The sequence below is a fragment of the Celerinatantimonas marina genome (genome assembly GCF_046054165.1).
Classification (GTDB): Bacteria; Pseudomonadota; Gammaproteobacteria; order Enterobacterales; family Celerinatantimonadaceae; genus Celerinatantimonas.
Genome location: NZ_JBFNXK010000005.1, coordinates 92,715 through 117,082, shown reverse-complemented (window position 1 = coordinate 117,082; position 24,368 = coordinate 92,715). Strand labels below are relative to the sequence as shown.

The window sequence follows — 24,368 nt, the reverse complement described above, 5'->3', positions numbered from 1 at the left end:
GCCTTACTTGTTAATAACTTTCTGACCACGGTAATAGCCATCAGCTGTTACATGATGGCGACGGTGAGTTTCACCTGAAGTTGTATCAACGCTCAGAGCTGCATTGTTAGTGATCGCATCATGAGAACGACGCATGCCACGCTTAGAACGGGTTTTACGGTTTTGTTGAACGGCCATTGACCCTTTCTCCTAATTATCTTTTTTTAAACTTTGTAAAATCGCAAATGGATTTGGCTTCATATCTTCTACTTGAGCCGCTAGTTCACCAAAAGACTGCTCTTCGGTATGAATTCCACAGTCTTCCAAAGAATGCTTCGCTATCAATGGAAGAGCTAATAAAAATTCATCTTCAAGCAGTTCATGTAAGTGAAACTCGCCGTTTTCATTAAGCTCAAGAGCTTCATATGCTTCCGGTAATTGTTCCATCTGCTGTTCGTCGAAAACCGGAGAATATTGAAATTCAACAGTTAAGGTTAAAGGCATAGCCCCACCACACCGTTGACACTCCAATACAACTTCGGTCGTTGCTGTGCCTGTCATGACAGTCAATCCTTGTGAATCGACCTCAAAACGAATCCAAGCTTCAGCATCTGTCTCTACAGCTAAGGTTGCTTCCGTTAGTCGAGGCATCTGTTCTTTCGGTAAAATGCCTTGATAATCCAATCGACGTTTCGCCGCTCGGAACGGTTCGACCTCAACCGGTAATTTAACCTTTTGCATAAGGCGCGCATCATATAGTTAGAGAGCTTGATAGTCAAAGGGTTTTACGAAAAAACCCCGCGCTTAGGTCTGCTCTCGCTAAACCAGCGGACAAAGTTTACAATTGCCCCAAGCAAATAGCGAGATCATTTTATGCAAAAAAACATTGTTTTAGCATCTAGCTCAAAATATCGACAACAGATCCTCAAAAAGTTACATATTCCGTTCAGTTGTCAATCCCCTCAAATTGATGAGACCCCAAAGGATGGTGAAACGGCAGAACAGTTGGTTGAACGATTAGCGATTGCAAAGGCACAAGCGTTAGCTAGCTCTTTCCCCTGTCACCTGATCATCGGCTCCGATCAAGTTTGTACCTTAGATGGCAACATTGTCGGAAAACCGCATTCGGCAACAGTCGCTCGACAGCAGTTGATTAGAGCTAGTGGCAAAACGATTCGATTTGTCACTGGGCTTGCGCTGTATGATAGTGAAACAGGATCGGTGTCATCCTTAGTTGAACCCTTTGACGTTAGCTTCCGCACATTAGATGAAGCGATCATTGAGCGCTATCTTGCGGTCGAAAAACCTTTCGATTGTGCTGGCAGTTTTAAGAGCGAAGGTGCTGGAATTGTGTTGTTTGATGCGCTTTATGGGCGAGATCCAAATACCCTAGTCGGTTTACCCCTTATCGCTTTATATCAGCTTCTTGAAGCTCAGGGTATTGAATTGCTCACCGAGTAATGCAAATGCAACAGCCCATTGAATAAGCGTTATGATAGCTTGGAGCAAAGAGGTTTCATTGAATGAAACGCATCTTGAACTTTATGCTGATCCTGCTGGCTCGATTCATTGAGTTTTACAGTCTACGACTTGATCAAAATGCGTTTATCTGAACAAATTTAACGCTGACAGGCCAATAGCCCTAGCATGCTAAACACTCGATTAGGAGTGATCGCGCTAATAGGATAGTTCATTTGCTAGTTGATCGACCACCGCTTGTAATTCAGGTGCCAATGGTGCCTGAATCGTCATTTTTTCTCCTGTTTTCGGATGAGTAAAATGGATCTGCCAAGCGTGTAAAAATAATCGTTCGATCCCTTTTTGCTGAGCTTCGTGTTGTTGTTCATGTGATGAATATTTTGTATCACCGGCAATACTGTAGCCACTATGTTGGCAATGAACCCGAATTTGATGAGTTCGTCCAGTGACGGGAGATGCTTTAATTAAAGACATATTTCCCAGTCCCCTTTCGAGTTTAAAACGAGTAACGGATGGTTTTCCCTCAACAGCGTCGACTTTAACTAAACGCTCTCCTGATGAGAGTAAGTTTTTAGCCAAGGGGGCATCGACAACATTTAGCTTTTTAGGCCAAAGCCCATGAACTAAAGCTAGATAGTCTTTTTGAACATCTTTTTCACGTAGCTGACGGTGAAGCTCTCGCAGACAGCTTCTTTTTTTAGCAATCAGTAAAACCCCCGACGTATCCCGATCCAAGCGATGAATTAATTCTAAGAATCGGGCTTCTGGCCGTAAGGCCCGTAGACCTTCAATGGCTCCGAAACTTAAACCACTGCCCCCATGCACAGCCAGTCCACTCGGTTTATTGAGTATGAGCAGAACATCATCTTCAAATAAGATATTCTGTTCAAGTTGAGCGATTTTGGTTAATTTCGTATTGAGATGAGGTTTTTCCTCCGATACTCGGACCGGGGGAATACGAACTTCGTCATGAATTGTCAATTTATAATCTGGTTTTATTCTTTTTTTATTTACCCGGACCTCACCCTTACGGATAATTCGATAAATTAAACTTTTTGGAACCCCTTTTAACTGTCGTTTCAAGAAGTTATCTATTCTTTGTTCTGCATCGTCATCATTGATTGTGACGAAACGAACCGCATCATTTTTTGTATTCATGTGGCAAATGGTATCATTAGCATTAAATTGATTGCTGTAAAAATATAGCTTTGCTATATTTAATCCGGCAAACGTACCTATTTTTCTAATTTCTTAAGTACGTAGATGAAAAGCCGAAAAACTGTGCTAAACATACAGTGGCAGCGGCTCTAACACAATTACAAAGTTTACTAAACAACCGAGCAGGCATCGAGAGTTGCCTTAAAACGCTGATACGATTGAAATTTTTGTTGAATAGCCAATTCATTTGAATATTAATGGGTATTCAACCTATAACGCGTAACCCAATGCGCCCTTAAGCTGAAGTCGCAACCGTGAGGTTCCATTACTTTACAAAATCACAGGGCCTGGCCGCTTAAGGCAGGTTGAAAGTCTGCTTGGTGATGTTTTCCAAGGCAGAATGAATGAAGAGAATGTTAATCAATGCTATGCAAATTGAAGAGATGCGCGTAGCTTTAGTCGATGGCCAAAAGTTGTATGATTTAGATATCGAAAGCCCTGGCCACGAACAAAAAAAAGCAAATATATATAAAGGAAAAATCACTCGCGTTGAACCAAGTCTAGAAGCTGCTTTCGTTGATTATGGCGCTGAACGACATGGTTTCCTTCCAATTAAAGAAATTGCCCGAGACTACTTCCCAGAAGGATATGTCTATAAAGGCCGCCCTTCTATTAAAGATGTTGTCAAAGAAGGTCAGGAAGTTATTGTTCAAATTGATAAAGAGGAACGTGGCAACAAAGGTGCTGCGTTAACAACTTTTATCAGTTTGGCGGGTAGCTATCTTGTTTTGATGCCGAATAATCCTCGAGCGGGCGGTATTTCTCGTCGAATTGAAGGGGATGAACGAACGCAGTTAAAAGAAGCATTAAATACCCTTCAATTACCGAAAGGCATGGGGCTAATTGTTCGTACGGCCGGTGTTGGTAAATCAGCTGAAGAGCTGGACTGGGATTTAAAAGTTCTTTTAAATCACTGGAATGCTATTAAATCTGCTGCGGACTCGCAACCCGCCCCTGTCCTTATCCATCAGGAAAGTAATGTCATTGTTCGTGCCATTCGGGATTATTTGCGACGTGATGTGGGTGAGATCCTAATTGATAATAAACATATTTATGAGGAAGCGAAGCAACATATTGCTTTAGTTCGTCCAGATTTTATTAATCGTGTGAAACGTTACGATGGTGAAATTCCTTTATTCAATCATTATCAAATTGAGTCACAGATTGAATCAGCTTTCCAGCGTGAAGTTCGCCTACCCTCCGGTGGTAGTATTGTCATTGATCCAACCGAAGCCTTGACATCGATTGATATCAACTCCGCTCGGGCGACCAAAGGTGGTGATATCGAAGAAACGGCACTGCAAACTAACCTCGAAGCGGCCGATGAAATTGCCCGGCAATTGCGCTTAAGGGATTTGGGCGGTTTAATTGTGATCGATTATATCGATATGACACCGGTTAAAAATCAACGGGAAGTTGAAAACCGTTTCCGCGATGCTGTTCGGCAGGATCGCGCTCGGGTTCAGATCGGACGGATCTCCCGTTTTGGACTGTTGGAAATGTCCCGACAGCGTATACGTCCTTCCCTTGGTGAATCATCTACGCATATCTGCCCGCGTTGTAACGGTCAAGGTACGATCCGAGACACTGAATCACTGGCTTTATCGATATTGAGGTTGCTTGAAGAAGAAGCGCTGAAAGATAATACGCATGAAGTCCGTGCGGAAGTTCCGGTTTCGGTTGCGGCTTATTTGTTGAATGAAAAACGAATTGCCATCAATAAATTGGAAAAACGGCATCAAGTTCGATTGATTGTTATTCCGAATCAGCATATGGATACCCCGCATTATGAAGTGACACGGGTACGTCCCAATGAACAGACTGAGGATGCTAGCTATCAGTTAACTGCCGCACAACCGAGCCCTGTTTATCAGCCTCAGATTAATCAGCAAGTTCGAACATCTGAGCAGCCACTACTTAAAGGATATGCACCTATAGAGCCGGCTCCCGTCGTTGTTGAAAAAGAGCCTAAACAAGATGTCGGTTCTTGGTTTGGGCGGTTTATCAAGCGGTTGTTTGCCCCTACTCCACAAGAAGAAACAACTGCAACTCAAGTGGCCATTGAACCGAAATCGACACCATCGGCTTCATCTGAGAATAAATCGAAACAGTCTTCCCGACCTGAACAAACCAGAAAAACTCGGGAAAACAGAAATCGGCGTCAGACACGTTCTAAACAGAAGAATGACGAATTAAAATCGACTGTTACTGAAACTCCGGTTGAAGTTAAAAGCACAGCGACTAAAGAAGTCAATAAATCTTCTGAAAAACAACGTTCGACTAAACGGACGAATACTAATAAGGCTGATCTTGATACTGCCGCTCAGAAACAACCTAAATTAGTTTCATCTGATGAGCCAAAAGATGAAATACAGCAGCCTAAGCAGCGGAGACAACCTCGACGGATGCATCGTAAAATCCGCTTGCAGGAAGTCGTGGCTAAAACGTCGGATAGTACTGAAATATCCGTCACGTCCGTTGGTGCTGTGAGCGAAGATGTACCGGAAAAACCAGAAATAGTGGCTGTTGCAAATGAGCATGCGGAAATAGCCAAACCATCGTCAATGACTCCGAAAGAGAGCCCGATTGAAGTGCCTCAGTCTGAAACTATTGTTGATGTCGATGTGCCTGCCATCGCAGACACTGAAATACTTCCCAATGCATCTGAGCAGAGTCATCAGCATAAAGCGGCTGAATCGGTAAAAGATGAAGACGTTAAAAATAGCAAGCCTCAATCGCGGCGGCGGCGTAATTATCAATCGCCACATGCTGGAGAGCGAAAACGTTTCAGTGATTTACCTAAAGCGGATATCGATGTATCAATTGATAATAAAGAGCCATTATCAGATATTTCTGTAGATAGTGGGTCCTTTGCACCAGAAATAGTGCAACCAGATCCTCAGGCTACTACTTTTGATGAAAAACCACGTGCTGATATTTCAGGTGTTGAATCCAGCCACGTTGCAGAACCTGAGTTGGTTTCAGAACAAGTTGTTGTTCCGGAAGTGTCGATTTCGGAATCCGATATAAAAGAGATAACTGCTGCTCATGAAGCTGATGGATCTCAACAACCGGTGAAAACCGAAGTGGTGTCGGAGTCCGAACCAATGTTGCACGATCAATCATTATCAAAAAATGATGGAATGTTGGCAACCGCTAATGGAATCGCGCATTCTCCAATGGCTAAACCAGCGATGGTTCGTCCAGTGTTCAGAGAAATCGAAGTTTTACCATATGAACGGATGCCAGTTAATCATAATGGAAGGCAAGCTGGTTTACATGGCGCTCAACAGCGCGCGAGTGCCCCCATGCAACGAGCCGAATAGTCATTTAGTTTGAATTGATAAAGCAATTGCACCAAAATAGTGCAGAATAGATTTGTATTATGTAATAGACCAGCTATATAGCTGGTCTATTTTATTTATGGCATTTAATTTCCGCTTTTTATTCACAAAAATGCATAAATATAAAGCAGCAGATTATTTTTTATATTCAATCGCAAACCATTTACCTTTTTACAACACCTTTCCTACATAATTATTTTTTATTTATAAATCAATAAATTATAGTTTATAAAAGCATCGTTTTTAGCGACTTTGCTTCAGTAAATGAAATAAATTTAAAAAAAAGGTTCGAAATATGCTTGTACTCTTACCAATATTTGAAGTAGGAGGTGGGTTGATAATTTTGATAACAAGATTTAAAACTGGTATACGCAAGTGTAATTTTATGTGTTCCGAATACTTCATCATAATTTTCAGCTTACGTTAACCCATAAAATTTTTCTTTTTAATTTTATTAAGTTATTAGGTTAATGGTCTAGTCTTAAAGTAACCGACATAAATTTCGTTCGCCAGTCTGTCCAAACAGGACAGAGACGATGTCAGGGAGAATGTTATGAGCATATTCAATCATTATCTGCAGCGTTATGAGCAATCGCGCTATGAAGAATTATCGTTAGAGCAATATCTGCAACTATGCCAAGAAGACCCATCGGTTTACGCTTCTGCGGCTGAACGTCTATTAATGGCCATTGGAGAACCTGAGTATATCGATACCGCTAAAGATCCAAGATTAAGTCGGATTTTTTCAAATCGGATTATTGCCCGGTATCCAGCGTTTAAAGATTTTTATGGTATGGAAGACAGTATTGAACAAATTGTTTCGTACTTAAAACATGCCTCTCAAGGGTTAGAAGAGCAGAAACAGATCCTGTATTTACTGGGGCCTGTTGGGGGCGGTAAATCCTCACTGGCAGAAAAACTAAAAAGTTTAATGCAAAAAATGCCAATTTATATCCTGAAAGGATCTCCGGTTAATGATCATCCCTTTGCACTTTTTGATCCTGAAGAGGATGCTGAAATTTTAAAAAATCAGTATGGGATCCCTAAACGCTACCTGAAAACGATTATGTCGCCTTGGGCGGCTAAACGTTTGCATGAGTTTGGTGGTGATATCACTCAGTTTAAAGTTGTGAAAATTTTTCCATCTATTTTGGATCAAATTGCTATAGCGAAAACTGAACCGGGAGATGAAAACAATCAGGATATATCATCACTGGTTGGTAAAGTGGATATTCGCCAGCTTGAGCATTATGCTCAGAATGATGCGGATGCCTATAGTTATTCTGGAGCATTATGCCGGGCCAATCAGGGATTGATGGAATTTGTTGAGATGTTCAAAGCCCCTATCAAAGTTTTGCATCCTCTGTTGACCGCAACTCAGGAAGGAAACTACAACGGGACTGAAGGACTATCAGCTCTCCCCTTCTCTGGAATTATCCTCGCGCATTCGAATGAATCAGAATGGCAAGCGTTTAGAAACAATAAAAACAATGAGGCATTTCTTGACCGTGTTTATATTGTGAAGGTCCCATATTGTTTGCGTTTTTCAGAAGAAATGAAAATTTATCAAAAATTGCTTGATAACAGCGAGCTCAAAAATGCCAAATGTGCTCCAAGCACTTTAAAATTATTGGCCGAATTTTCAGTTCTTTCTCGTTTGGAAGATCCTGATAATTCTTCTATTTATTCCAAAATGCGAGTGTATGACGGAGAAAGCCTGAAAGATACCGATCCAAAAGCCAAATCCTATCAGGAATATCGGGATTTTGCTGGCGTAGATGAAGGAATGTCCGGTCTTTCAACTCGATTCGCATTTAAAATTCTTTCCCGAGTTTTCAACTTTGATACCACTGAAGTTGCAGCAAACCCAGTTCATCTTTTTTATGTTCTTGAGAAACAAATTGAACGGGAGCAATTTCCGCAGGAAATGGCAGAACGTTATCTAGAACATTTGAAAGGATACCTGACTTCGACTTATGTTGAATTCATAGGGAAAGAAATTCAGACGGCCTACTTAGAGTCGTACTCTGAATATGGGCAAAACATATTTGATCGTTATGTGACCTATGCTGATTTTTGGATCCAAGATCAGGAATTTAGAGATCCAGATACCGGGCAACTATTTGATCGTGGGGCCTTAAATGCCGAATTGGAAAAAATTGAAAAACCAGCAGGAATTAGTAACCCTAAAGATTTTCGTAATGAAATAGTTAACTTTGTCTTAAGAGCCCGAGCCAACAATAAAGGTAAAAACCCGAATTGGACAAGTTACGAGAAATTACGTACGGTGATTGAGAAAAAAATGTTCTCCAATACAGAGGATCTGCTGCCGGTTATTTCATTTAATGCTAATACTTCAGCAGAAGATCAACGTAAACATGATGATTTCGTAAACCGGATGATGGAAAAAGGCTATACCCGGAAACAGGTCCGCTTACTGTCAGAATGGTACTTACGCGTTCGTAAATCATCTTAAGCCGTGGAGGTTGAGTATGGCGCATTTTATCGACCGACGCTTAAATGGCAAAAACAAAAGTGCTGTCAACCGGCAGCGCTTTATTCGTCGCTATAAACAACAGATAAAAAAATCAGTCACTGAAGCTGTGAATAAACGAAGTATTCAAGATCTGGATTCTGGGGAAAGTATATCGATCCCTAGCCGGGATATTACAGAACCGTTTTTTCACCAGGGAGAAGGTGGTGATCGAACTCGAATTTTGCCAGGAAATGATCAGTTTATAACTGGAGATAAAATTGAACGCCCTCAGGGAGGCGGTGGCAATGGTTCTGGAGAAGGTAACGCCAGTGACTCCGGTGAAGGCGAAGATGACTTTCGATTTGATATATCGAAAGATGAATATTTAGATATGCTATTTGAAGATCTAGAGTTGCCTAACCTTCAACAAAATAGCACCAATAAAATGGTAGACTATAAAGTCATTCGAGCTGGTTTTACCAGTGAAGGTGTTCCTGCCAACATCAATATCGTCCGTTCTTTGCAAAATTCATTGTTGCGACGGACTGCAATGACAGCAGGAAAGAAAAAACAGCTTCGGGAACTTGAGACCCTACATGATAATTTATTAAAAGATCCTGAGAAGAATCAATCCGAAATACTCATTTTGGCCAAAGAGATCGAAGAGTTGAAAGCGCGGATAGCTCGGGTTCCGTTTATCGATACATTTGATTTGAAATATAATGCATTTCAAAAACAACCTATACCTAATTCTCAGGCTGTCATGTTTTGTTTGATGGATGTTTCAGGTTCAATGGATCAAGCAACGAAAGATATGGCAAAACGTTTTTATCTTTTGCTTTACCTCTTTCTTACCCGAAATTATAAACGTATCGATATTGTTTTTATTCGGCATCATACTCAAGCCAAGGAAGTTGATGAACAGGAGTTCTTCTATTCGCAAGAGACGGGGGGAACAATTGTATCCAGCGCATTAAAATTGATGCAGGAAATTATCGATGAACGATATCCAGTGAATCAATGGAATATTTATGCCGCACAGGCTTCAGATGGTGATAATTGGGCAGACGATTCGCCCACCTGTCGGCAACTTTTAGATAAAAACATTTTACCGGCTATCCGGAATTTCTTTTATATCGAAATCACCGCAAGGGCTCATCAGACTCTATGGCGAGAATATGAAGAATTAGCTCAAGTCCATTCAAATTTTGCATTACAGCATATTCGTAAGCCTGAGGATATATATCCGGTCTTTAGAGAGTTTTTCAGAAAACAAGCTGCTTGAGGAGGTTGGCTATGGTCGCAGTAAAACGTCTAGACGATGGTCCAGACTGGACTTTTGAACTCATTGAGCAATACCATGAAGTGATCGCAGCAACGGCTGAAAAATTTAAACTCACAACTTATCCAAACCAGATTGAGATTATTACAGCAGAACAGATGATGGATGCTTACTCAAGTGTAGGGATGCCGATTGGTTATAATCACTGGTCTTTTGGTAAAAAATTTATTCAAACTGAACAACATTATAAACGTGGACAAATGGGATTGGCTTATGAAATTGTCATTAATTCCAACCCTTGTATCGCTTATTTAATGGAAGAAAATACGTTGCCCATGCAAGCATTGGTTATGGCCCATGCAAGCTATGGACATAATTCTTTCTTTAAAAATAATTATTTGTTCAAAGCTTGGACCGATGCCAGTTCGATTATCGATTACTTATTGTTTGCCAAAAACTATGTGGCGAAGTGTGAAAATCGTTACGGAATTGATGCAGTTGAAGATATTCTTGATTCGTGTCATGCGTTAATGAATCATGGGGTAGATCGGTATAAACGTCCTTCCCCTCTTTCATTAGTAGAAGAAGAGGCCCGCCAGAAATCTCGAGAAGAGTATTTGCAAACACAGGTCAACGAACTTTGGAGGACAATTCCTCATTCTGAACGAGAGGAGCATCCGGCTGAACGACGGTTTCCTAAAGAACCCCAGGAAAACATTTTATATTTTCTTGAGAAAAACTCGCCTCTACTCGAAACCTGGCAACGGGAATTAATCCGTATTGTCCGGAAAATTAGCCAATATTTTTATCCACAGCGACAAACTCAAGTTATGAACGAAGGCTGGGCCACATTTTGGCATTATACAATTTTAAATGACATGTATGATCAGGGATATTTAAGTGATCGATTTATGCTTGAAATCCTACATAACCATACGAATGTTGTGTTACAGCCAGCATATAATAGCCCTTATTTCAATGGCATAAATCCATATGCATTGGGGTTCGCTATGATGCGAGATATCCGGCGGATATGTGAAGAACCCACGGCTGAAGATAAAGCTTGGTTTCCTGATATTGCTGGAAGTGACTGGCTGGAAACATTACATTTTGCAATGGAAAATTTTAAGGATGAGAGCTTTATTAGTCAGTTCTTATCACCCAAATTAATTCGTGATTTTAAACTGTTTAGTTTGGCTGATCATCAGAATCTTCCTTATTTGGAAGTAGATTCGATTCATAATGAAGCGGGCTATCGCAATATACGACAGGCTTTATCAAATCAATATAACATATCAAATAGTGATCCTAATATTCAGGTTTATCAAGTTGATATCCGGGGAGATCGTTCAATGACGTTGCGTTATACGCCACAGAACAATATTCCGCTGGCACAAAATACAGATGAAGTATTAAAACATTTACATCGGTTATGGGGATTTGATGTCAAATTGGAACAACAATCACCGATAACAGGGAATATTGAGCAGCTTTCAATCTGTTCCTCTCCTCACGTAGCCTAGAGAAAAACTATATCTCTATATATTGTAAACGTCGCAGAATTATCTGCGGCGTTTTGTTATGATGCCGTCGCTAATTATATTTTTTACAAAAATCAGAGCTTATGGCTCATAATTGAATGAAAATTTAATTTCTATCAATGTTTGTGTCGATTATTAGTTCTGAACAGTAAATGTTCTTTTTTTAGAACGTTGTTCTAAATTAGAATGAAACTGATGTATTAATGCTCGTTCACGGAACAATCTAATCAAAGGAAGCCAGACCTTATTATGAAGAACTCACTTTTATCAGCCTTGGCTAAGAATTTCCTGGGAAATGCTCCGCGTTGGTATAAACAGGCTATTCTGACTTTTCTTATCATCAATCCAATTTTATTTATGGTGGACCCTTTCACCTCCGGTTGGATACTGGTTATTGAATTCATATTTACGCTATCAATGGCGCTTAAGTGTTATCCGCTGCAACCAGGGGGATTACTGGCTATTGAAGCGATTGCAATTGGAATGACCTCCCCTGATACCGTTAAGCATGAATTACTTGCAAATTTTGAAGTGATCTTATTGTTGATCTTCATGGTTGCCGGTATTTTCTTTATGAAACAGTTGCTTTTATTCACATTTACAAAAATGCTAACTCGAATTCGGAGTAAAACAGCCCTTTCATTAGCATTTTGTATTTCAGCTGCGTTTTTATCAGCATTTCTTGATGCCTTAACGGTTATCGCTGTGGTGATTAGTGTCGCTGTTGGTTTTTATACTATTTATCATCGAGTTGCATCCGGGAAAGATTTCCAAGTTGAACATGACCATACCGAAGATAGTCATTTTGTAGATGAGCTAACGAAAAAAGATTTAGAAGAGTTTCGTTCTTTTTTACGTAGTTTATTGATGCATGCATCAATCGGTACTGCATTGGGGGGTGTTTGTACAATGGTTGGTGAACCTCAAAATTTGATTATCGCCGATCAGGCCGGTTGGCACTTTGGAGAATTTTTCCTACGAATGGCCCCTATTTCTATTCCTGTCTTAGTGTTAGGGCTGTTGACTTGTGTTGTTCTTGAAAAAACCAGTTGGTTTGGCTACGGTGGTAAGCTCCCTGAAAACGTTCGTGCCATTATGCAACGTTATGAGGCGCATCAGGATCAAAAACGAACCAAGCGTGATAATGCAAAATTAGCTATTCAAGCTTTGATTGCGGTTTGGTTAATTTTGGGATTGGCATTTCATCTGGCTGCCGTAGGTTTGATCGGTTTATCTGTTATTATTCTTGCGACTTCTTTTACAGGAATTATTGAAGAACATCAGTTGGGCAAAGCCTTTGAGGAAGCCTTACCTTTTACGGCATTGTTAGCTGTATTTTTCTCCATCGTCGCGGTGATCATCGACCTGCATTTGTTTAAACCTGTTATCCACTGGGTTCTTGAACAGGAAGGCCATGCTCAGTTAATTGCGTTTTATCTGGCCAACGGTATCCTTTCGATGGTTTCCGATAATGTCTTTGTCGGCACGGTTTATATCAATGAGATCCGTTCGGCTCTAATGGAAGGCCAAATTACCCGGGATCAGTTTGATATGTTAGCTGTTGCCATCAATACGGGGACTAACCTCCCTTCGGTGGCGACACCGAATGGACAGGCTGCTTTTCTGTTCTTGCTAACGTCTTCATTGGCACCACTGCTGCGGATGTCATATGGTCGAATGGTTTGGATGGCGCTCCCCTACACTATCGTATTGGTATTTGTTGGCCTTGCCTGTGTCAATTTCAATTTAATACCGGTAACCGATTTTCTATATCATAATGGGTTGTTAATTCATCATTCAGCAAAAGCGGCAGCAGCCACGTTAATTCATTAAATATGTGGTATAAAAGGCGGATTGTTCCGCCTTTTATTGTTGAGGAGTACATCCGTTGTTTCACTTATTTAAAACATGGTCATATCATCGAAAACCTTGGTTTGTATTGGCGTTAAGCTCAATTGCTTTTGAATTAGCCGCATTATATTTTCAATATGGTAAAAAGCTTGATCCGTGTGTCATGTGTATCTATGAACGTACGGCGATGTTAGGGATTTTGATCAGTGCTTTAATTGCTTTAATTTCACCACAGAATATTGTCTTTCGATTTATCGGTGCTATTGGATTTGTTGTTGCGAGTAGTTCTGGTTTGACTCTGGCTTGGCAACATACACAGATCCAATTGCATCCGTCCCCTTTTGATGTGTGTAGTCCTTATGCCCATTTCCCTGCATGGCTAAAATTAGATCAATGGTTCCCTTGGATGTTTCAGCCTAAGGGGGATTGTTCAGTGATCGTGTGGCAAATGTTTAACTGGAGTATGCCGCAATGGCTTATTCTTTCATTTGTTATCTACTTATTGATTGCCGTTATGGTTTTGTTCAGTCAATTCCGGGGACGGTGAGTCAAAGTGAATCCGCTTTATAAGCTTTTCACTTCAGAGTAAACACTTTCTAAAACAGCTCAGTTGGGAAGAACATGTAGCTTAAAAGAAGCGCGGCATTGGTAAAAATATCAATGCCGCGCTTTTATCTTCGATAAACGTTTAAGCTCTATAATTACAGTGATTTATAGCGACGCTGATGAATCAGATAACCTGTTGCACGATTATCGGCTCAAGGGTGAGATGGCCCTAGAGATCGGTTTTATTCACACTCATCAAGGGGCCACCAAGCAATAAAGTCCTGCAATTCCCCGTGAATAAATACTTCGCTAATGGTTTTTCCACGAATAGATGCGCCAGCCTTATGCATTTCAGACTTTTTCCCCCGATGCCTGAGAGGATGCCAGCTTGGTAGAGGACGGCCTTCGGATAAGCGGCGGTAGGCACAGCTCGGAGGTAACCACTGAAATGTTTCTGGATCCTGAAGAGATATTTTCACACAATCGCTTACTTTTTCGAATCGATGTTGATAGTCATTACACTGACAGCTCTTTTGGTTTAAAAGCTGGCAACTGATTTCAGTAAAATATAATTGATCGGTATCATCATCAATTACCTTTGCTAGGCAACACTTCCCACATCCATCACACAAAGCTTCCCACTCGGCATCATTCATTTGCTCAAGGGATTTATGCTGCCAAAATAAAGGATCAATTTGCACTAACAATGACCTCAGTTGTGATTTCAAGTAAATCATCTAAAACTAAGTTTAATCGATCACCACTGGTTAAAGCACCAACTCCGGCAGGAGTTCCCGTTAATAACACATCGCCAGGGCAAAGCGTGAAACATTCGCTAGCTTCTGCAAGTAATGTAGCGCAATCTCGAAGCATTTTATCTGTCGATGAGGTCTGAATTAACTCATCATTTTTAAATAAGCTGAGTTTTAACTGTTGTAAGTTTTGATTTTGGTAAATTAACCAAGGGCCTAATGGTGCTGCGCCATCAAAACCTTTAGCTCTTTCCCAGGGGTGTCCTTTTTCTTTTAGCTGTTTTTGAACGTCACGAAGCGTTAAATCTAATGCTAATGTAAAACCACCCACTGCCGCTAGGGCTTGCTCTGGCGTGGCATTTTTAAGCGGTGATTTAATGAGTAATGCTAATTCAAGTTCATGGTGACAAGCACCTTGATTTGATGGAATTGTAATCGTCGGAGCCAGAGGACAAGCCGCTGTTGAAGGTTTTATAAAAAAGACAGCCTGTTTAGATACATTACTGTTCATCTCTTGTATATGTGCCGCATAATTTTGTCCGACGCAAACAATTTTTCCACATGGAAACGAAAGTTTATTTCCTAAGATATCTGTGTGCTGATACATAACTTATTACTCTTTTATTGGAGGATAACCAATTTGATTGGCTAGGATCCCGACGGTAATGGCGAAATAATTTGATCGATTCCATTTTAAAAGAGATTCAAAATTATCATAGACCAAATAAATTCGCCCTTTTAAATCATCAGGGACAAGCAACCTTGCTTGCATATCTCGTTGTGGCAGATCTTGCCCATTATAGCGTCGAACCCCTAGAGCTTGCCATTGAACCAGTGAACGGGTTTGCTTTAAATCTAATGTATTAAGATCTAATGAAGTCGGAAGACGAACCTGTCGCCCCCATGTCATATTATCATGCCAATTGAGATGTTGAAGATAATTAGCAGCAGAAGCGAGCGCATCGGGAATGTCGTTCCAAATATCTTTTTTGCCATCTTGATCCTGATCAACGGCATATTCTCGGTAGGTTCCCGGCATAAATTGAACCTGCCCCATGGCCCCGGCCCAGGAGCCCTTTAGCTGATCACGGGTAATATTGTCTTCTTCAAGCATGGATAAGACATCCCCTATTTGGCGTTTAAAAAAGGCTTCCCGGCGCCCCTGATAAGCCAGAGACGTTAATGCAGACATCACATCATATTGACCTGTGAGTTTCCCAAAATTAGATTCAACACCCCATAATGCAACGATAAATCGAGGTTGAACCCCATATTTTTTTGCAATTGTTTTCAGTAAAGGCAAATGCTCTTTATATAAATTTCTGGCTTTATCTACTTTCCACTGAGGCAATGCTCTTGGAATATAGCTATCCAATGTCAAACGAAATTCAGGTTGGTTTTTATCTCGTTGGATCGCTTGAGGCCGAAGTCTAACACCATCGAAAGCCGTACTGACAACGGCTTTCGAATATCCTTGTTCAAGAAATTCTTGCCTCAGCCCTTGCACATATTGGGTAAAAGTCTGTGGCTGACCGTAAGCACTCAGTGAGAGGCTCCCTAGCAAAATGGCCGTACTATAGCGTATCCAGTTATACATTAAACCTTCTTACGAGCCTTAAAAGCGTCGAGTTCATTGACTGGTTGAGGTGGTAATTGTAGATAAAAACCCCGCTCAAGTAACTGTTCCTTTACTTTAGTGATATCAGCTAATGCCAGCTTATTTTGTGTATCGAGATTGATCGGCATGACAAACCCCGGGGTTCCAAATTTATCTAATAATACTTGCGGTACTTGGCTAAAATCACCCCGTTTCACAATATACAAATAAGTTTGTTCTTTTTTTGGACTTTTATAGACATAACACAACATGATTTTTAATTATTCCATTGTTTACGATTCAATAAATGGGCAAACTATAACAAATTGGTCTGTGAACCAACAAATAGCAGATAAAAGACTAAGATAGATAATAGGATAAGTTTATTAAATGGCGAGTCCAGATATTGAAATTAAAGGTACTACATTTACAATTTCTGTTGTTCATTTAATCGATAATGATTTAGAGCATATTCAGGATATTTTAGAACAAAAAATGGCGCAGGCTCCCAAATTTTTTGAAACGGCGCCAGTGATTATTAATATTGACAAGGTTGAACAACCTATTGATTTTATTGAACTCAATAAAGTTGTTAACCAGACTGGTTTTGTGATGGTTGGGGTAACCGGATGCCGTGATACGGTTCAAAAACAACAGTTACACCAAGATAAGATTCCGGTGTTAATTGCTGGACGTGATGTTGAATCCAAACCGATTCAAGAGCCTCAGACAGCCCCTGTTGCCGGAAAACCAGCTAAAATAGTTCGAGGTCAAGTCCGTTCCGGACAGCAGGTTTATGCTAAAGACAGTGATTTAGTCATTATTGGCAGTGTAAGTAATGGCGCCGAAATCATTGCCGATGGCAGTATTCATGTATATGGTGCGCTTCGAGGCCGGGCGATAGCGGGTGCAAGTGGACAAGAAAAAAGCGCTATTTTTTGTCAGAGTTTACAGGCAGAGCTTGTATCCATTGCCGGACAGTACCAAATATCAGATGGTTTGCAGTCGATGTGGCAGCAAGCCTGTAGCATCGAACTCGACGCGCAACAGTTAAAGTTTGCGTCATTAAATTAATGAGCGTTGAAGGAATTATATGACCAAAATTATCGTTGTAACCTCAGGAAAAGGCGGTGTGGGTAAAACGACGTCCAGTGCCGCAATCGGATCAGGTTTAGCCGTCAAGGGGTTAAAAACTGTTATTATTGATTTTGACATAGGTTTGCGCAACCTCGATCTCATTATGGGGTGCGAACGTCGAGTCGTGTATGATTTTATTAATGTTATCAATGGTGAGGCAACCCTTAATCAGGCTTTGATTAAGGATAAACGTATTGATACGTTATATGTATTACCGGCTTCGCAAACCCGGGATAAAGATGCACTAACCAAAGAAGGTGTTGAAGCCGTTCTTAAAGAACTGGAAGAGAAAGAGTTCGATTATATTATTTGTGATTCGCCCGCAGGAATCGAAGCCGGAGCTATATTAGCGCTCTATTTTGCAGATGAAGCTATTGTGACTACAAACCCTGAAGTTTCATCTGTTCGGGATTCTGATCGCATTCTGGGAATGTTGGCGAGCAAATCTCGGCGAGCTGAACAAGGGTTGGAGCCGGTAAAAGAACATTTGCTTTTGACTCGATATAGCCCTGCCCGAGTGAGCCGTGGGGATATGTTGAGTGTCGATGATGTCTGTGAAATTTTAGCGGTTCCTTTATTAGGTGTAATTCCTGAATCCCAATCAGTTCTTAAAGCCTCAAACTCCGGAGAACCTGTTATTTTCGATCAGGAAAGTGATGCTGGCCAAGCTTATCAGGATGCAGTTGAACGATTACTGGGTAAAGACGTTGAATTGCGTTTTGTGAGCGCTCAGAAAAAAGGTCTACTCAGTCGGATCTTTGGGGGTTAAATTAAATGTCTTTGATCGATTATTTTCGTAGTAGTCCGGCTAAAAAAAGCTCAGCAACTCTTGCTAAAGAGCGATTACAGATTATTGTTGCCCATGAACGGGGACAACGTTCTGGCCCTGATTATTTGCCTGCATTAAAGCAAGATATATTAGAAGTGATTCAGCGCTATGTTGCGATTGATCCGGGACAAATACAAGTGACACTGGACAATAAAGAAAAAGATCTTTCGGTACTAGAACTTAATATCACGTTACCGGATGAATCAAAGCCAAAATAAAATTTGACTTTGATCATGTCATGTTTATTTAGAGTGCTGGAAGATAATCTTTCAGCACTTTTTCTCTCCAACCACTGATGAGTGTCGGTTTCTCAACGTTTTTTCGCTGGTGTTCATCTAACTGCCAGTGCCATTTAAACAACTCATGAATAAGCCTTTTAGGCGCGAGGATATCTGCAGGAATAGTGGTCTCTGTTTCAGCAATGGCCATTGCTTCGCGGAATTGATCTAAACTCGAACGATAGTTTGGATAATCAATCATACGCTTCAATTTCGCAGGCCATTGTGCTTCATCTAACATTTGTGCCTGTTCGACAATCGCAATGAGGGTCTCTTCATGGATCCGTAATGCTTGGGGAGAGATCCCCGTCGCTTTAAGCGCGGTCTTGGTCGTCGGTTGGAATTTAGCAATAGCCCATAGTACATCGGTTTTAACGACATTATTAACCGGCATATCTCGAGCGATCGCGGTTTCAATGCGCCATTTTGCCAGCAATTTTAATACTGCGAGTTGCTGTCGACTCAATCGCCAGGCATTTTTAATATCTCGATAAGCATTATCTGCATCAATCGGGGCACAGCGTTGATGAGCTAAACGTTGACATTCTTCCAAGGCTATTTCATAGAGCCCTCGAGCCTGAAGCTGTTCAATGATTTGAAAATAGGCTTGCTGCAAATAGATAACATCATTAGCTGCATATTTTAACTGGCTGGTTGTCAATGGCCGAGCAACCCAGTCTGTTCGAGATTCACCTTTATCTAATAATATTCCCGTTGTCTGCTCAATGATCGCCTGATAGCCAAGGCTAGGCCCCCACCCTAATACAGCTGCACCAATCTGAGTATCAAATACTGATGTTCCAAATTGTTCAACATGTAGTTTTAAAATTTCTAAATCTTCGCCAAATGCATGCAAAACCCAATCATGTCGAGATAATATTTGCCAAAAATCAGTTTTATCCAAATCTAATTCAATCGGATCAATTAAAAAACAATGCTCATCGTCAAAGACCTGAAGTAACCCTAATTTAGCATAATAGGTTCGAGTACGGACAAATTCAGTGTCGAGCATGAGCGGTCGGGAATGGCTCGACAGATGACGGCAGACTTCGTCCAGTTGCATAGAAGATTGGATTATTTGATAACTCATAAACAGCCTGTGATGGCGCAGCCAACTTGTTGCACCACTTATAAAAATTAATAAGGCTGATATTTTAACAGGAATCTACGCACAAAGGCAGTTAATGCCATGAAGTCCAAGCTGGGTAACTATTTAAATAGATCGGCTGGATCACAGGATCGCTCTGCTGTGGCCATAAATAATAAGAGGTCACATTAATAGTGGGAACAGTTCTAGATGCGTTGCCTATTTTTAGGGTTGTTTTGGGCTGAATGGTCCCTTTCACCGCAATAGTGCGACCTTTACGATAAATCGTAGGTTCGAGAAAACCATGAATATGAGCAATAAATCGTCCGGGGGTCTGATCATTGATGGGTTCACCATATTGATCTAATTGTAACAGGACAATCTGCAGTATCGTGAAATCAGATTGATTCTCTACCTGAGCAATTTGCCCTTGCCAACTGACCCATTGAGACTGGTTTTTATCTCCCAATGCCTGTAAATAAGTATGATTTGGCTGAGAATTGTCTAGTCGAACAGCTTGAGGAAGAGAACTACAGCCACCCAGCAACGCTAATGTTGCAAGCCCAATCATGAGTGATTTATGCATAGACATCGACGCCAAAAATTTGATTTACAGCGTCCCTTTGCGCAAGCATGCTAACGGATTGATATGCAGCGACAGCTCCCCGCCCTGAAGAAGGGGTTTGGTCGTAACTAACCGAATTCAATACAGAATCATCTGCAACAGCTTGGATCCGGAAGGGTTTAGCTTCCGGCTCCGATTGCGGCTGATCTTCGGCAACACTGGGGCTGCGCTTTGATTGATTAACGGGATAACGGATCCCATCAACACCATTAACATTCACTTAAGCTATTCTCTCCCGGGAAGCTTTTTCCATGTCACCTTATCGCGTAAATAAACCGGCGTGGCATTTTCGCTAGCGACGGTATGGCCTAAGGTAAACTCCGATTGTGCTAATGGCAACATATCATAGGCATGTGGCAAAATAATATTTGCGGAAACATCCACATGTGGATATTTCACCATTAGTTCTTGTTGGTAGGTCTGCCAACCGGTACCTACGGCAACTCCGGAAAGTTCAGCAGAACCTGCTAACTGATCACAGGTCAAAACCTGTTCATTTTCTTCAATTATAGCTAAATTTTGCTGGTTTCGAAAAATCCCATGATAAATTTCCCCCATTCTGGCATCAATTGCAGCAATGACCACAGGAGCTGCCTGCATTTCAATAGCGCGTTGTGCCATTGCTTGTAGTGTCGAAACGCCAATTAATGGCAAATCTGCACCAAAGGCTAGTCCTTGTGCGGCCGCAACACCAATTCGAACACCAGTAAAACTCCCTGGTCCACGACCATAAGCAACCGCATCCAGTTGCGCGAGTGTGACTCCTGATTCCGCCAGAATCGCTTCTACCATTGGCAAAATCTTTTTAGTGTGTTCCCTAGGGACTTCTTCATATAACTCATAGCGTTGGCCCTGCCAACTTAGTGCAACGGAACATGCTTCTGTTGCTGTATCTAATGCCAGAATATTGGCCATATAATTTGGTTCCATGAATAGCTTACAATTAAACTTTACAAAATATCTTCAATTCATCGCTTCGATAAATTGGCGTACTACCGCAAGATCACGGCAACGCTGCATTGGCGGTAGACTCGCTAAAAACAGTTGCCCATAATTTCGATTCACAAGGCGGTTGTCACAAATAATCACTACCCCTTTATCGGTGATATCACGGATTAAACGTCCAACACCTTGCTTAAGAGCAATGGCTGCCTGAGGCAAGTAAACTTGCTGAAAAGGATCGCCTCCCCGAAGTCGACAGTCCTCACTTTTAGCCTTCATTAATGGATCATCAGGCGAAGCAAATGGTAATTTATCGATTATCACGCAAGAAAGTGTTTGTCCTCGTACATCAACACCTTCCCAGAATGTTCCCGTTGCCACTAGAATAGCGTTGCCGGCCTGTGTGAATTGTTCAAGTAGTACCCCTTTTGATGCATCCCCCTGAGTTAGTACCGGTAAAGAGGTCTGTTGCTGTAATAATGCTGAGATCCTCTGGATCATGGCATGACTGGTACATAAGAAAAAGCAGCGTCCCTGATTGGCTTCGATAATGGGTAATAACTGTTTAACTAATGCTTTATCAGCTCCTACTTGTCCGGGATCAGGAAGATATCTGGGAACGCATAATAATGCCTGCTCCGAAAAATTAAAGGGGCTATTCAACATGAGTTGGGTTGCACCATCAATCCCTAACTGAGCGATAAAATGCTCAAACCCTTGATTGACTGCAAGTGTAGCACTAGTAAATATCCAACTAGCCTGACGTTCATCCAATTCTTGCCGAAAGCGCTGCGCAATATTTAATGGGGTTATGTTAAGTGAAAAATGTAATCTCGATACGTCATACCAATAACTAAATCCAGCCGTACCTGTCTCCAGCATTTTTTCAAGTAGCAACTGAAGATGACTCATTCGATCAAATAAATGATCGCCTAATTCTGAACGAGACAAAGCTAGTTTTAGTAATTCATGAACAAAGGCTAAATCTTGTTGTAACCGTGATATTTGCTGCTCAAATTTTGGTTTTTTGAGTAAAGGACGCCAGTCACCTTTATCTCGTTCACCCTCAAAACAGAGGCGTGTATCCTGCACAGAGGCTTTTAATTTTTCAGCAGCTCGCAGCAATTGCGCCATATCTTTAAGTTCGGTGCGACAGAGTAATTCAGTGTCTTTACATAATTCAGTTACCATCCGGCTGGAAAATGTTTGACCGAAATATTGAGTGGCTATATCTGGTAGCTGGTGGGCTTCGTCAAAAATATAGGCATCAGCTTCTGGAAGAAGTTCTCCAAAACCTGTTTCTTTGACCGCCATATCAGCAAAAAATAGATGATGGTTAATGACGACAATTTGAGCTTCTAAGGCTCTATTTCGAGCTTTTACTAAATGACATTCTTTGTAACTTGGGCATTCCCGACCCAAACAATTGTCATTGGTACTAGTAATTAGAGGAAATAACTCAGCTTTTTCGGCTAATGGGCCCAGCTCTGAAATATCACCACTTTCGCTTGATACCGCCCACTGTTTTACCCGAGCTAAATCAGCCAATAATTGCCGATTCATCGATCGAGTTTCCTGCATAAAACTGGATAATCGTTCAATGCATAAGTAGTTGTTCCGACCTTTTAGCAATGCAACCGGATGCATATATCCCAATGCAGCGATCATGGTCGGTAAATCTTTTTGATAAAGTTGATCCTGAAGTGCTTTGGAACCAGTGCTAATGATGATTCGTTTCTTTGAACTTAAAGCCGGGACTAGATAAGCAAACGTTTTGCCTGTCCCTGTGCCTGCTTCAGCTAAGAGTATTCCTGGGGTGTTGAGTACTTTAGCTACGGCTTGGGCCATTTGTTGTTGGGCTTGTCGGGGGGCAAACCCCGGGATCGACTGCGCTAAAACTCCCCCCGGGGAAAAATAATCCTGTTTCAAATCGCTGGCCCATTGCAAATAAAAGCTATTATTACAAAAACTGTCTTTTGCAGCTAGACGAATACATCAATATCATGATCACGTAAATGCTGTTGATGCTCTTCTTCAGGCTGATGACTAGATTGAGCTTCTGATTCCTTATCGGACCGATGTTTGTCGTTTTTAGGATTCTTTTTCTTGCGTTCAACCATTCCGACGGCGGCTTTCGAGGGTTGAATAGGAGGGCCGGTCAGATTACGGATGATGAAATCGTTCATACTCATAACAGTGTCTCCTGTATAATTATCATGATCTATATCGACCAAAATTTAACCATCTTTAAAAAATTAAAAAAATAGTTGCAATTTACTCAAAAATTGCTAGTTTAAATACCAATTTACAAAGAGCTGAAAGACTACGAAATGTTAAATATTGTTGTTAAACACCATCATCATCACCATTTTCCCGACTAGTCTTTCAGGAGAATCAGTGCTGGAAGACATTCGATGACTTCCAGTGGTGAATCGATTAGAAACCCCGGAAGTTCATTCTTCCGGGGTTTTTTTATATTTACACGTATCACCATAGGAATAATCTGATATGTCAGAACAACGTCTAAGAATTGCAATTCAAAAATCTGGCCGCCTGAGCAAGAGTTCTCAAGCTCTGTTTAGCAACTGTGGAATGAAAGTTAATTTGCGTGAACAGCGGCTTATCGCTCACTGCGAAAATATGCCTATTGATATTTTGCGGGTGCGTGATGATGACATCCCTGGTTTGATTATGGATGGTGTGGTTGATCTAGGGATTGTCGGTGAAAACGTTCTTGAAGAGGAAACCATTCTACGCCGTGGTCAGAATGAACCCACTGAATTGAAAGTTCTGCAACGATTAGATTTTGGTGGATGTCGATTGTCTCTTGCTGTGCCTGATGAGTTTGATTATCAGGGACCTCGGTCGCTGGCTAACTTGCGAATTGCAACTACCTACCCGGGTCTTCTCAAAAGCTATATGGATACCCAAGAAATTGATTTCACCAGTATCATGCTGACCGGCTCCGTTGAGGTTGCCCCCCGGGCAGGTCTTGCCGATGCCATCTGTGATTTGGTTTCAACCGGTGCCACTCTTGAAGCTAACGGTCTTAAAGAAGTGGATGTCATTTATCGTTCTAAAGCAACATTGATCCAGTCGATTAATCCTCTTCCGGAAGCAAACCAGAAACTCTTGAATAAATTATTGCTACGTATTCAAGGCGTTATGCGTGCTAAAGAAAGTAAATACATCATGTTACATGCGCCTAAACAACGCCTTGAGGATGTCATTGAGTTATTACCTGGCAGTGAACGTCCTACAATATTACCTTTGGCTGGACGAGATGATTTAGTTGCAGTTCACGTCGTTAGTACTGAAAATCTTTTCTGGGAAACAATGGAAGCGCTAAAAGTTCTTGGGGCCAGTTCTATTCTGGTGATGCCCATTGAAAAAATGATGGAGTAG

General features: G+C 41.2%; 24 protein-coding genes and 1 other annotated feature. Of the genes, 11 read left to right on the top strand and 13 right to left on the bottom strand.

Annotated features, from left to right (window positions below; all coding sequences use genetic code 11):
• Positions 1 to 3: 3 nt before the first annotated feature.
• The gene (gene rpmF / locus ABUE20_RS07090) at positions 4 to 177 is read right to left on the bottom strand and encodes a 50S ribosomal protein L32 (protein WP_408619181.1); all 174 of its coding nucleotides are present in this window, start codon (positions 175 to 177) and stop codon (positions 4 to 6) included.
• A 12-nt stretch (positions 178 to 189) separates the two neighbouring features.
• On the bottom strand, positions 190 to 720 hold the full coding sequence (yceD, locus tag ABUE20_RS07085) for a 23S rRNA accumulation protein YceD (protein ID WP_408619180.1): 531 nt from the start codon (positions 718 to 720) through the stop codon (positions 190 to 192).
• Between the two features lie 132 nt (positions 721 to 852).
• Between yceD and ABUE20_RS07080 the strand changes: the two genes are divergently transcribed.
• A complete protein-coding gene (locus ABUE20_RS07080; RefSeq protein WP_408619178.1) occupies positions 853 to 1,440 on the top strand; it encodes a Maf family protein in 588 nt (195 codons plus the stop codon).
• A gap of 216 nt (positions 1,441 to 1,656) precedes the next feature.
• Here ABUE20_RS07080 and rluC read toward each other — a convergent pair whose 3' ends face one another.
• Positions 1,657 to 2,616: a 23S rRNA pseudouridine(955/2504/2580) synthase RluC gene (gene rluC, locus ABUE20_RS07075; protein ID WP_408619176.1), complete on the bottom strand. Its 960-nt coding sequence runs from the start codon at positions 2,614 to 2,616 to the stop codon at positions 1,657 to 1,659.
• 404 nt (positions 2,617 to 3,020) lie between these two features.
• On the opposite strand from rluC, the gene rne reads away from it, so the two are divergent.
• The 6 genes from rne to dsbB all read left to right on the top strand — a co-directional run bounded on the left by rne (position 3,021) and on the right by dsbB (position 13,717).
• Positions 3,021 to 6,002 carry a ribonuclease E gene (gene rne, locus ABUE20_RS07070; RefSeq protein ID WP_408619175.1) on the top strand — a complete coding sequence of 994 codons (2,982 nt, stop codon included), beginning with the start codon at positions 3,021 to 3,023 and terminating at the stop codon, positions 6,000 to 6,002.
• A gap of 571 nt (positions 6,003 to 6,573) precedes the next feature.
• Positions 6,574 to 8,496: a PrkA family serine protein kinase gene (locus tag ABUE20_RS07065; RefSeq protein WP_408619174.1), complete on the top strand. Its 1,923-nt coding sequence runs from the start codon at positions 6,574 to 6,576 to the stop codon at positions 8,494 to 8,496.
• A 16-nt stretch (positions 8,497 to 8,512) separates the two neighbouring features.
• Positions 8,513 to 9,781, top strand: a complete 1,269-nt coding sequence (locus ABUE20_RS07060; RefSeq protein ID WP_408619173.1) for a YeaH/YhbH family protein — start codon at positions 8,513 to 8,515, stop codon at positions 9,779 to 9,781.
• Between the two features lie 11 nt (positions 9,782 to 9,792).
• Positions 9,793 to 11,301, top strand: coding sequence for a SpoVR family protein (locus ABUE20_RS07055; protein ID WP_408619172.1), 1,509 nt, complete (start codon positions 9,793 to 9,795; stop codon positions 11,299 to 11,301).
• Positions 11,302 to 11,568: 267 nt separating this feature from the next.
• Positions 11,569 to 13,152, top strand: coding sequence for a sodium/proton antiporter NhaB (gene nhaB, locus ABUE20_RS07050; RefSeq protein WP_408619171.1), 1,584 nt, complete (start codon positions 11,569 to 11,571; stop codon positions 13,150 to 13,152).
• Positions 13,153 to 13,207: 55 nt separating this feature from the next.
• The gene (dsbB, locus tag ABUE20_RS07045) at positions 13,208 to 13,717 is read left to right on the top strand and encodes a disulfide bond formation protein DsbB (protein WP_408619170.1); all 510 of its coding nucleotides are present in this window, start codon (positions 13,208 to 13,210) and stop codon (positions 13,715 to 13,717) included.
• A 241-nt stretch (positions 13,718 to 13,958) separates the two neighbouring features.
• Here the strand turns inward: dsbB and ABUE20_RS07040 are convergent, their stop codons facing one another.
• The 4 genes from ABUE20_RS07040 to ABUE20_RS07025 are packed head-to-tail and all read right to left on the bottom strand — an operon-like array spanning position 13,959 to position 16,337.
• A complete protein-coding gene (locus ABUE20_RS07040) occupies positions 13,959 to 14,411 on the bottom strand; it encodes a YcgN family cysteine cluster protein (protein WP_408619322.1) in 453 nt (150 codons plus the stop codon).
• Positions 14,407 to 15,075 (bottom strand): fumarylacetoacetate hydrolase family protein, encoded by a 669-nt coding sequence (locus ABUE20_RS07035; protein ID WP_408619169.1) that lies wholly within the window; start codon positions 15,073 to 15,075, stop codon positions 14,407 to 14,409. The genes ABUE20_RS07040 and ABUE20_RS07035 overlap by 5 nt, the downstream gene beginning before the upstream one ends.
• Positions 15,076 to 15,081: 6 nt before the next feature.
• A complete protein-coding gene (locus ABUE20_RS07030; RefSeq protein ID WP_408619168.1) occupies positions 15,082 to 16,065 on the bottom strand; it encodes a lytic murein transglycosylase in 984 nt (327 codons plus the stop codon).
• A complete protein-coding gene (locus ABUE20_RS07025) occupies positions 16,065 to 16,337 on the bottom strand; it encodes a YcgL domain-containing protein (protein WP_408619167.1) in 273 nt (90 codons plus the stop codon). Before ABUE20_RS07025 ends, ABUE20_RS07030 begins: the two co-directional genes overlap by 1 nt.
• A 118-nt stretch (positions 16,338 to 16,455) precedes the next feature.
• On the opposite strand from ABUE20_RS07025, the gene minC reads away from it, so the two are divergent.
• From minC to minE, 3 genes are read left to right on the top strand one after another with little or no spacing between them, the layout of a single operon-like run.
• Positions 16,456 to 17,139 carry a septum site-determining protein MinC gene (minC, locus tag ABUE20_RS07020; RefSeq protein ID WP_408619166.1) on the top strand — a complete coding sequence of 228 codons (684 nt, stop codon included), beginning with the start codon at positions 16,456 to 16,458 and terminating at the stop codon, positions 17,137 to 17,139.
• A gap of 19 nt (positions 17,140 to 17,158) precedes the next feature.
• Positions 17,159 to 17,971 (top strand): septum site-determining protein MinD, encoded by an 813-nt coding sequence (gene minD / locus ABUE20_RS07015; RefSeq protein ID WP_408619165.1) that lies wholly within the window; start codon positions 17,159 to 17,161, stop codon positions 17,969 to 17,971.
• 5 nt (positions 17,972 to 17,976) lie between these two features.
• Positions 17,977 to 18,249 carry a cell division topological specificity factor MinE gene (gene minE, locus ABUE20_RS07010; protein WP_408619164.1) on the top strand — a complete coding sequence of 91 codons (273 nt, stop codon included), beginning with the start codon at positions 17,977 to 17,979 and terminating at the stop codon, positions 18,247 to 18,249.
• 28 nt (positions 18,250 to 18,277) lie between these two features.
• On the opposite strand, the gene rnd is transcribed toward minE, so the two are convergent.
• The 6 genes from rnd to ABUE20_RS06980 all read right to left on the bottom strand — a co-directional run bounded on the left by rnd (position 18,278) and on the right by ABUE20_RS06980 (position 23,155).
• Positions 18,278 to 19,399, bottom strand: coding sequence for a ribonuclease D (rnd, locus tag ABUE20_RS07005; RefSeq protein ID WP_408619163.1), 1,122 nt, complete (start codon positions 19,397 to 19,399; stop codon positions 18,278 to 18,280).
• 91 nt (positions 19,400 to 19,490) lie between these two features.
• Positions 19,491 to 19,982, bottom strand: a complete 492-nt coding sequence (locus ABUE20_RS07000) for a Slp family lipoprotein (RefSeq protein WP_408619162.1) — start codon at positions 19,980 to 19,982, stop codon at positions 19,491 to 19,493.
• Positions 19,975 to 20,241, bottom strand: a complete 267-nt coding sequence (locus ABUE20_RS06995; protein ID WP_408619161.1) for a hypothetical protein — start codon at positions 20,239 to 20,241, stop codon at positions 19,975 to 19,977. Before ABUE20_RS06995 ends, ABUE20_RS07000 begins: the two co-directional genes overlap by 8 nt.
• 5 nt (positions 20,242 to 20,246) lie before the next feature.
• The gene (gene tsaB, locus ABUE20_RS06990) at positions 20,247 to 20,936 is read right to left on the bottom strand and encodes a tRNA (adenosine(37)-N6)-threonylcarbamoyltransferase complex dimerization subunit type 1 TsaB (RefSeq protein WP_408619160.1); all 690 of its coding nucleotides are present in this window, start codon (positions 20,934 to 20,936) and stop codon (positions 20,247 to 20,249) included.
• 48 nt (positions 20,937 to 20,984) lie between these two features.
• Positions 20,985 to 22,892 (bottom strand): DNA repair helicase YoaA, encoded by a 1,908-nt coding sequence (gene yoaA / locus ABUE20_RS06985; RefSeq protein WP_408619159.1) that lies wholly within the window; start codon positions 22,890 to 22,892, stop codon positions 20,985 to 20,987.
• A 53-nt stretch (positions 22,893 to 22,945) separates the two neighbouring features.
• Positions 22,946 to 23,155, bottom strand: a complete 210-nt coding sequence (locus ABUE20_RS06980; protein WP_408619158.1) for a hypothetical protein — start codon at positions 23,153 to 23,155, stop codon at positions 22,946 to 22,948.
• Between the two features lie 164 nt (positions 23,156 to 23,319).
• Positions 23,320 to 23,439 (top strand) — a sequence feature (His leader region).
• A gap of 32 nt (positions 23,440 to 23,471) precedes the next feature.
• Between ABUE20_RS06980 and hisG the strand changes: the two genes are divergently transcribed.
• On the top strand, positions 23,472 to 24,368 hold the full coding sequence (gene hisG, locus ABUE20_RS06975; protein ID WP_408619157.1) for an ATP phosphoribosyltransferase: 897 nt from the start codon (positions 23,472 to 23,474) through the stop codon (positions 24,366 to 24,368).

What these genes read in the sequence shown, in the direction of transcription:
- rpmF (WP_408619181.1), bottom strand. Translation starts at nt 177, where the DNA reads ATGGCCGTTCAACAAAACCGTAAAACCCGTTCTAAGCGTGGCATGCGT.
- yceD (WP_408619180.1), bottom strand. Translation starts at nt 720, where the DNA reads ATGCAAAAGGTTAAATTACCGGTTGAGGTCGAACCGTTCCGAGCGGCG.
- ABUE20_RS07080 (WP_408619178.1), top strand. Translation starts at nt 853, where the DNA reads ATGCAAAAAAACATTGTTTTAGCATCTAGCTCAAAATATCGACAACAG.
- rluC (WP_408619176.1), bottom strand. Translation starts at nt 2,616, where the DNA reads ATGAATACAAAAAATGATGCGGTTCGTTTCGTCACAATCAATGATGAC.
- rne (WP_408619175.1), top strand. Translation starts at nt 3,021, where the DNA reads ATGAAGAGAATGTTAATCAATGCTATGCAAATTGAAGAGATGCGCGTA.
- ABUE20_RS07065 (WP_408619174.1), top strand. Translation starts at nt 6,574, where the DNA reads ATGAGCATATTCAATCATTATCTGCAGCGTTATGAGCAATCGCGCTAT.
- ABUE20_RS07060 (WP_408619173.1), top strand. Translation starts at nt 8,513, where the DNA reads ATGGCGCATTTTATCGACCGACGCTTAAATGGCAAAAACAAAAGTGCT.
- ABUE20_RS07055 (WP_408619172.1), top strand. Translation starts at nt 9,793, where the DNA reads ATGGTCGCAGTAAAACGTCTAGACGATGGTCCAGACTGGACTTTTGAA.
- nhaB (WP_408619171.1), top strand. Translation starts at nt 11,569, where the DNA reads ATGAAGAACTCACTTTTATCAGCCTTGGCTAAGAATTTCCTGGGAAAT.
- ABUE20_RS07035 (WP_408619169.1), bottom strand. Translation starts at nt 15,075, where the DNA reads ATGTATCAGCACACAGATATCTTAGGAAATAAACTTTCGTTTCCATGT.
- ABUE20_RS07030 (WP_408619168.1), bottom strand. Translation starts at nt 16,065, where the DNA reads ATGTATAACTGGATACGCTATAGTACGGCCATTTTGCTAGGGAGCCTC.
- ABUE20_RS07025 (WP_408619167.1), bottom strand. Translation starts at nt 16,337, where the DNA reads ATGTTGTGTTATGTCTATAAAAGTCCAAAAAAAGAACAAACTTATTTG.
- minC (WP_408619166.1), top strand. Translation starts at nt 16,456, where the DNA reads ATGGCGAGTCCAGATATTGAAATTAAAGGTACTACATTTACAATTTCT.
- minD (WP_408619165.1), top strand. Translation starts at nt 17,159, where the DNA reads ATGACCAAAATTATCGTTGTAACCTCAGGAAAAGGCGGTGTGGGTAAA.
- minE (WP_408619164.1), top strand. Translation starts at nt 17,977, where the DNA reads ATGTCTTTGATCGATTATTTTCGTAGTAGTCCGGCTAAAAAAAGCTCA.
- rnd (WP_408619163.1), bottom strand. Translation starts at nt 19,399, where the DNA reads ATGAGTTATCAAATAATCCAATCTTCTATGCAACTGGACGAAGTCTGC.
- ABUE20_RS07000 (WP_408619162.1), bottom strand. Translation starts at nt 19,982, where the DNA reads ATGCATAAATCACTCATGATTGGGCTTGCAACATTAGCGTTGCTGGGT.
- tsaB (WP_408619160.1), bottom strand. Translation starts at nt 20,936, where the DNA reads ATGGCCAATATTCTGGCATTAGATACAGCAACAGAAGCATGTTCCGTT.
- ABUE20_RS06980 (WP_408619158.1), bottom strand. Translation starts at nt 23,155, where the DNA reads ATGAGTATGAACGATTTCATCATCCGTAATCTGACCGGCCCTCCTATT.
- hisG (WP_408619157.1), top strand. Translation starts at nt 23,472, where the DNA reads ATGTCAGAACAACGTCTAAGAATTGCAATTCAAAAATCTGGCCGCCTG.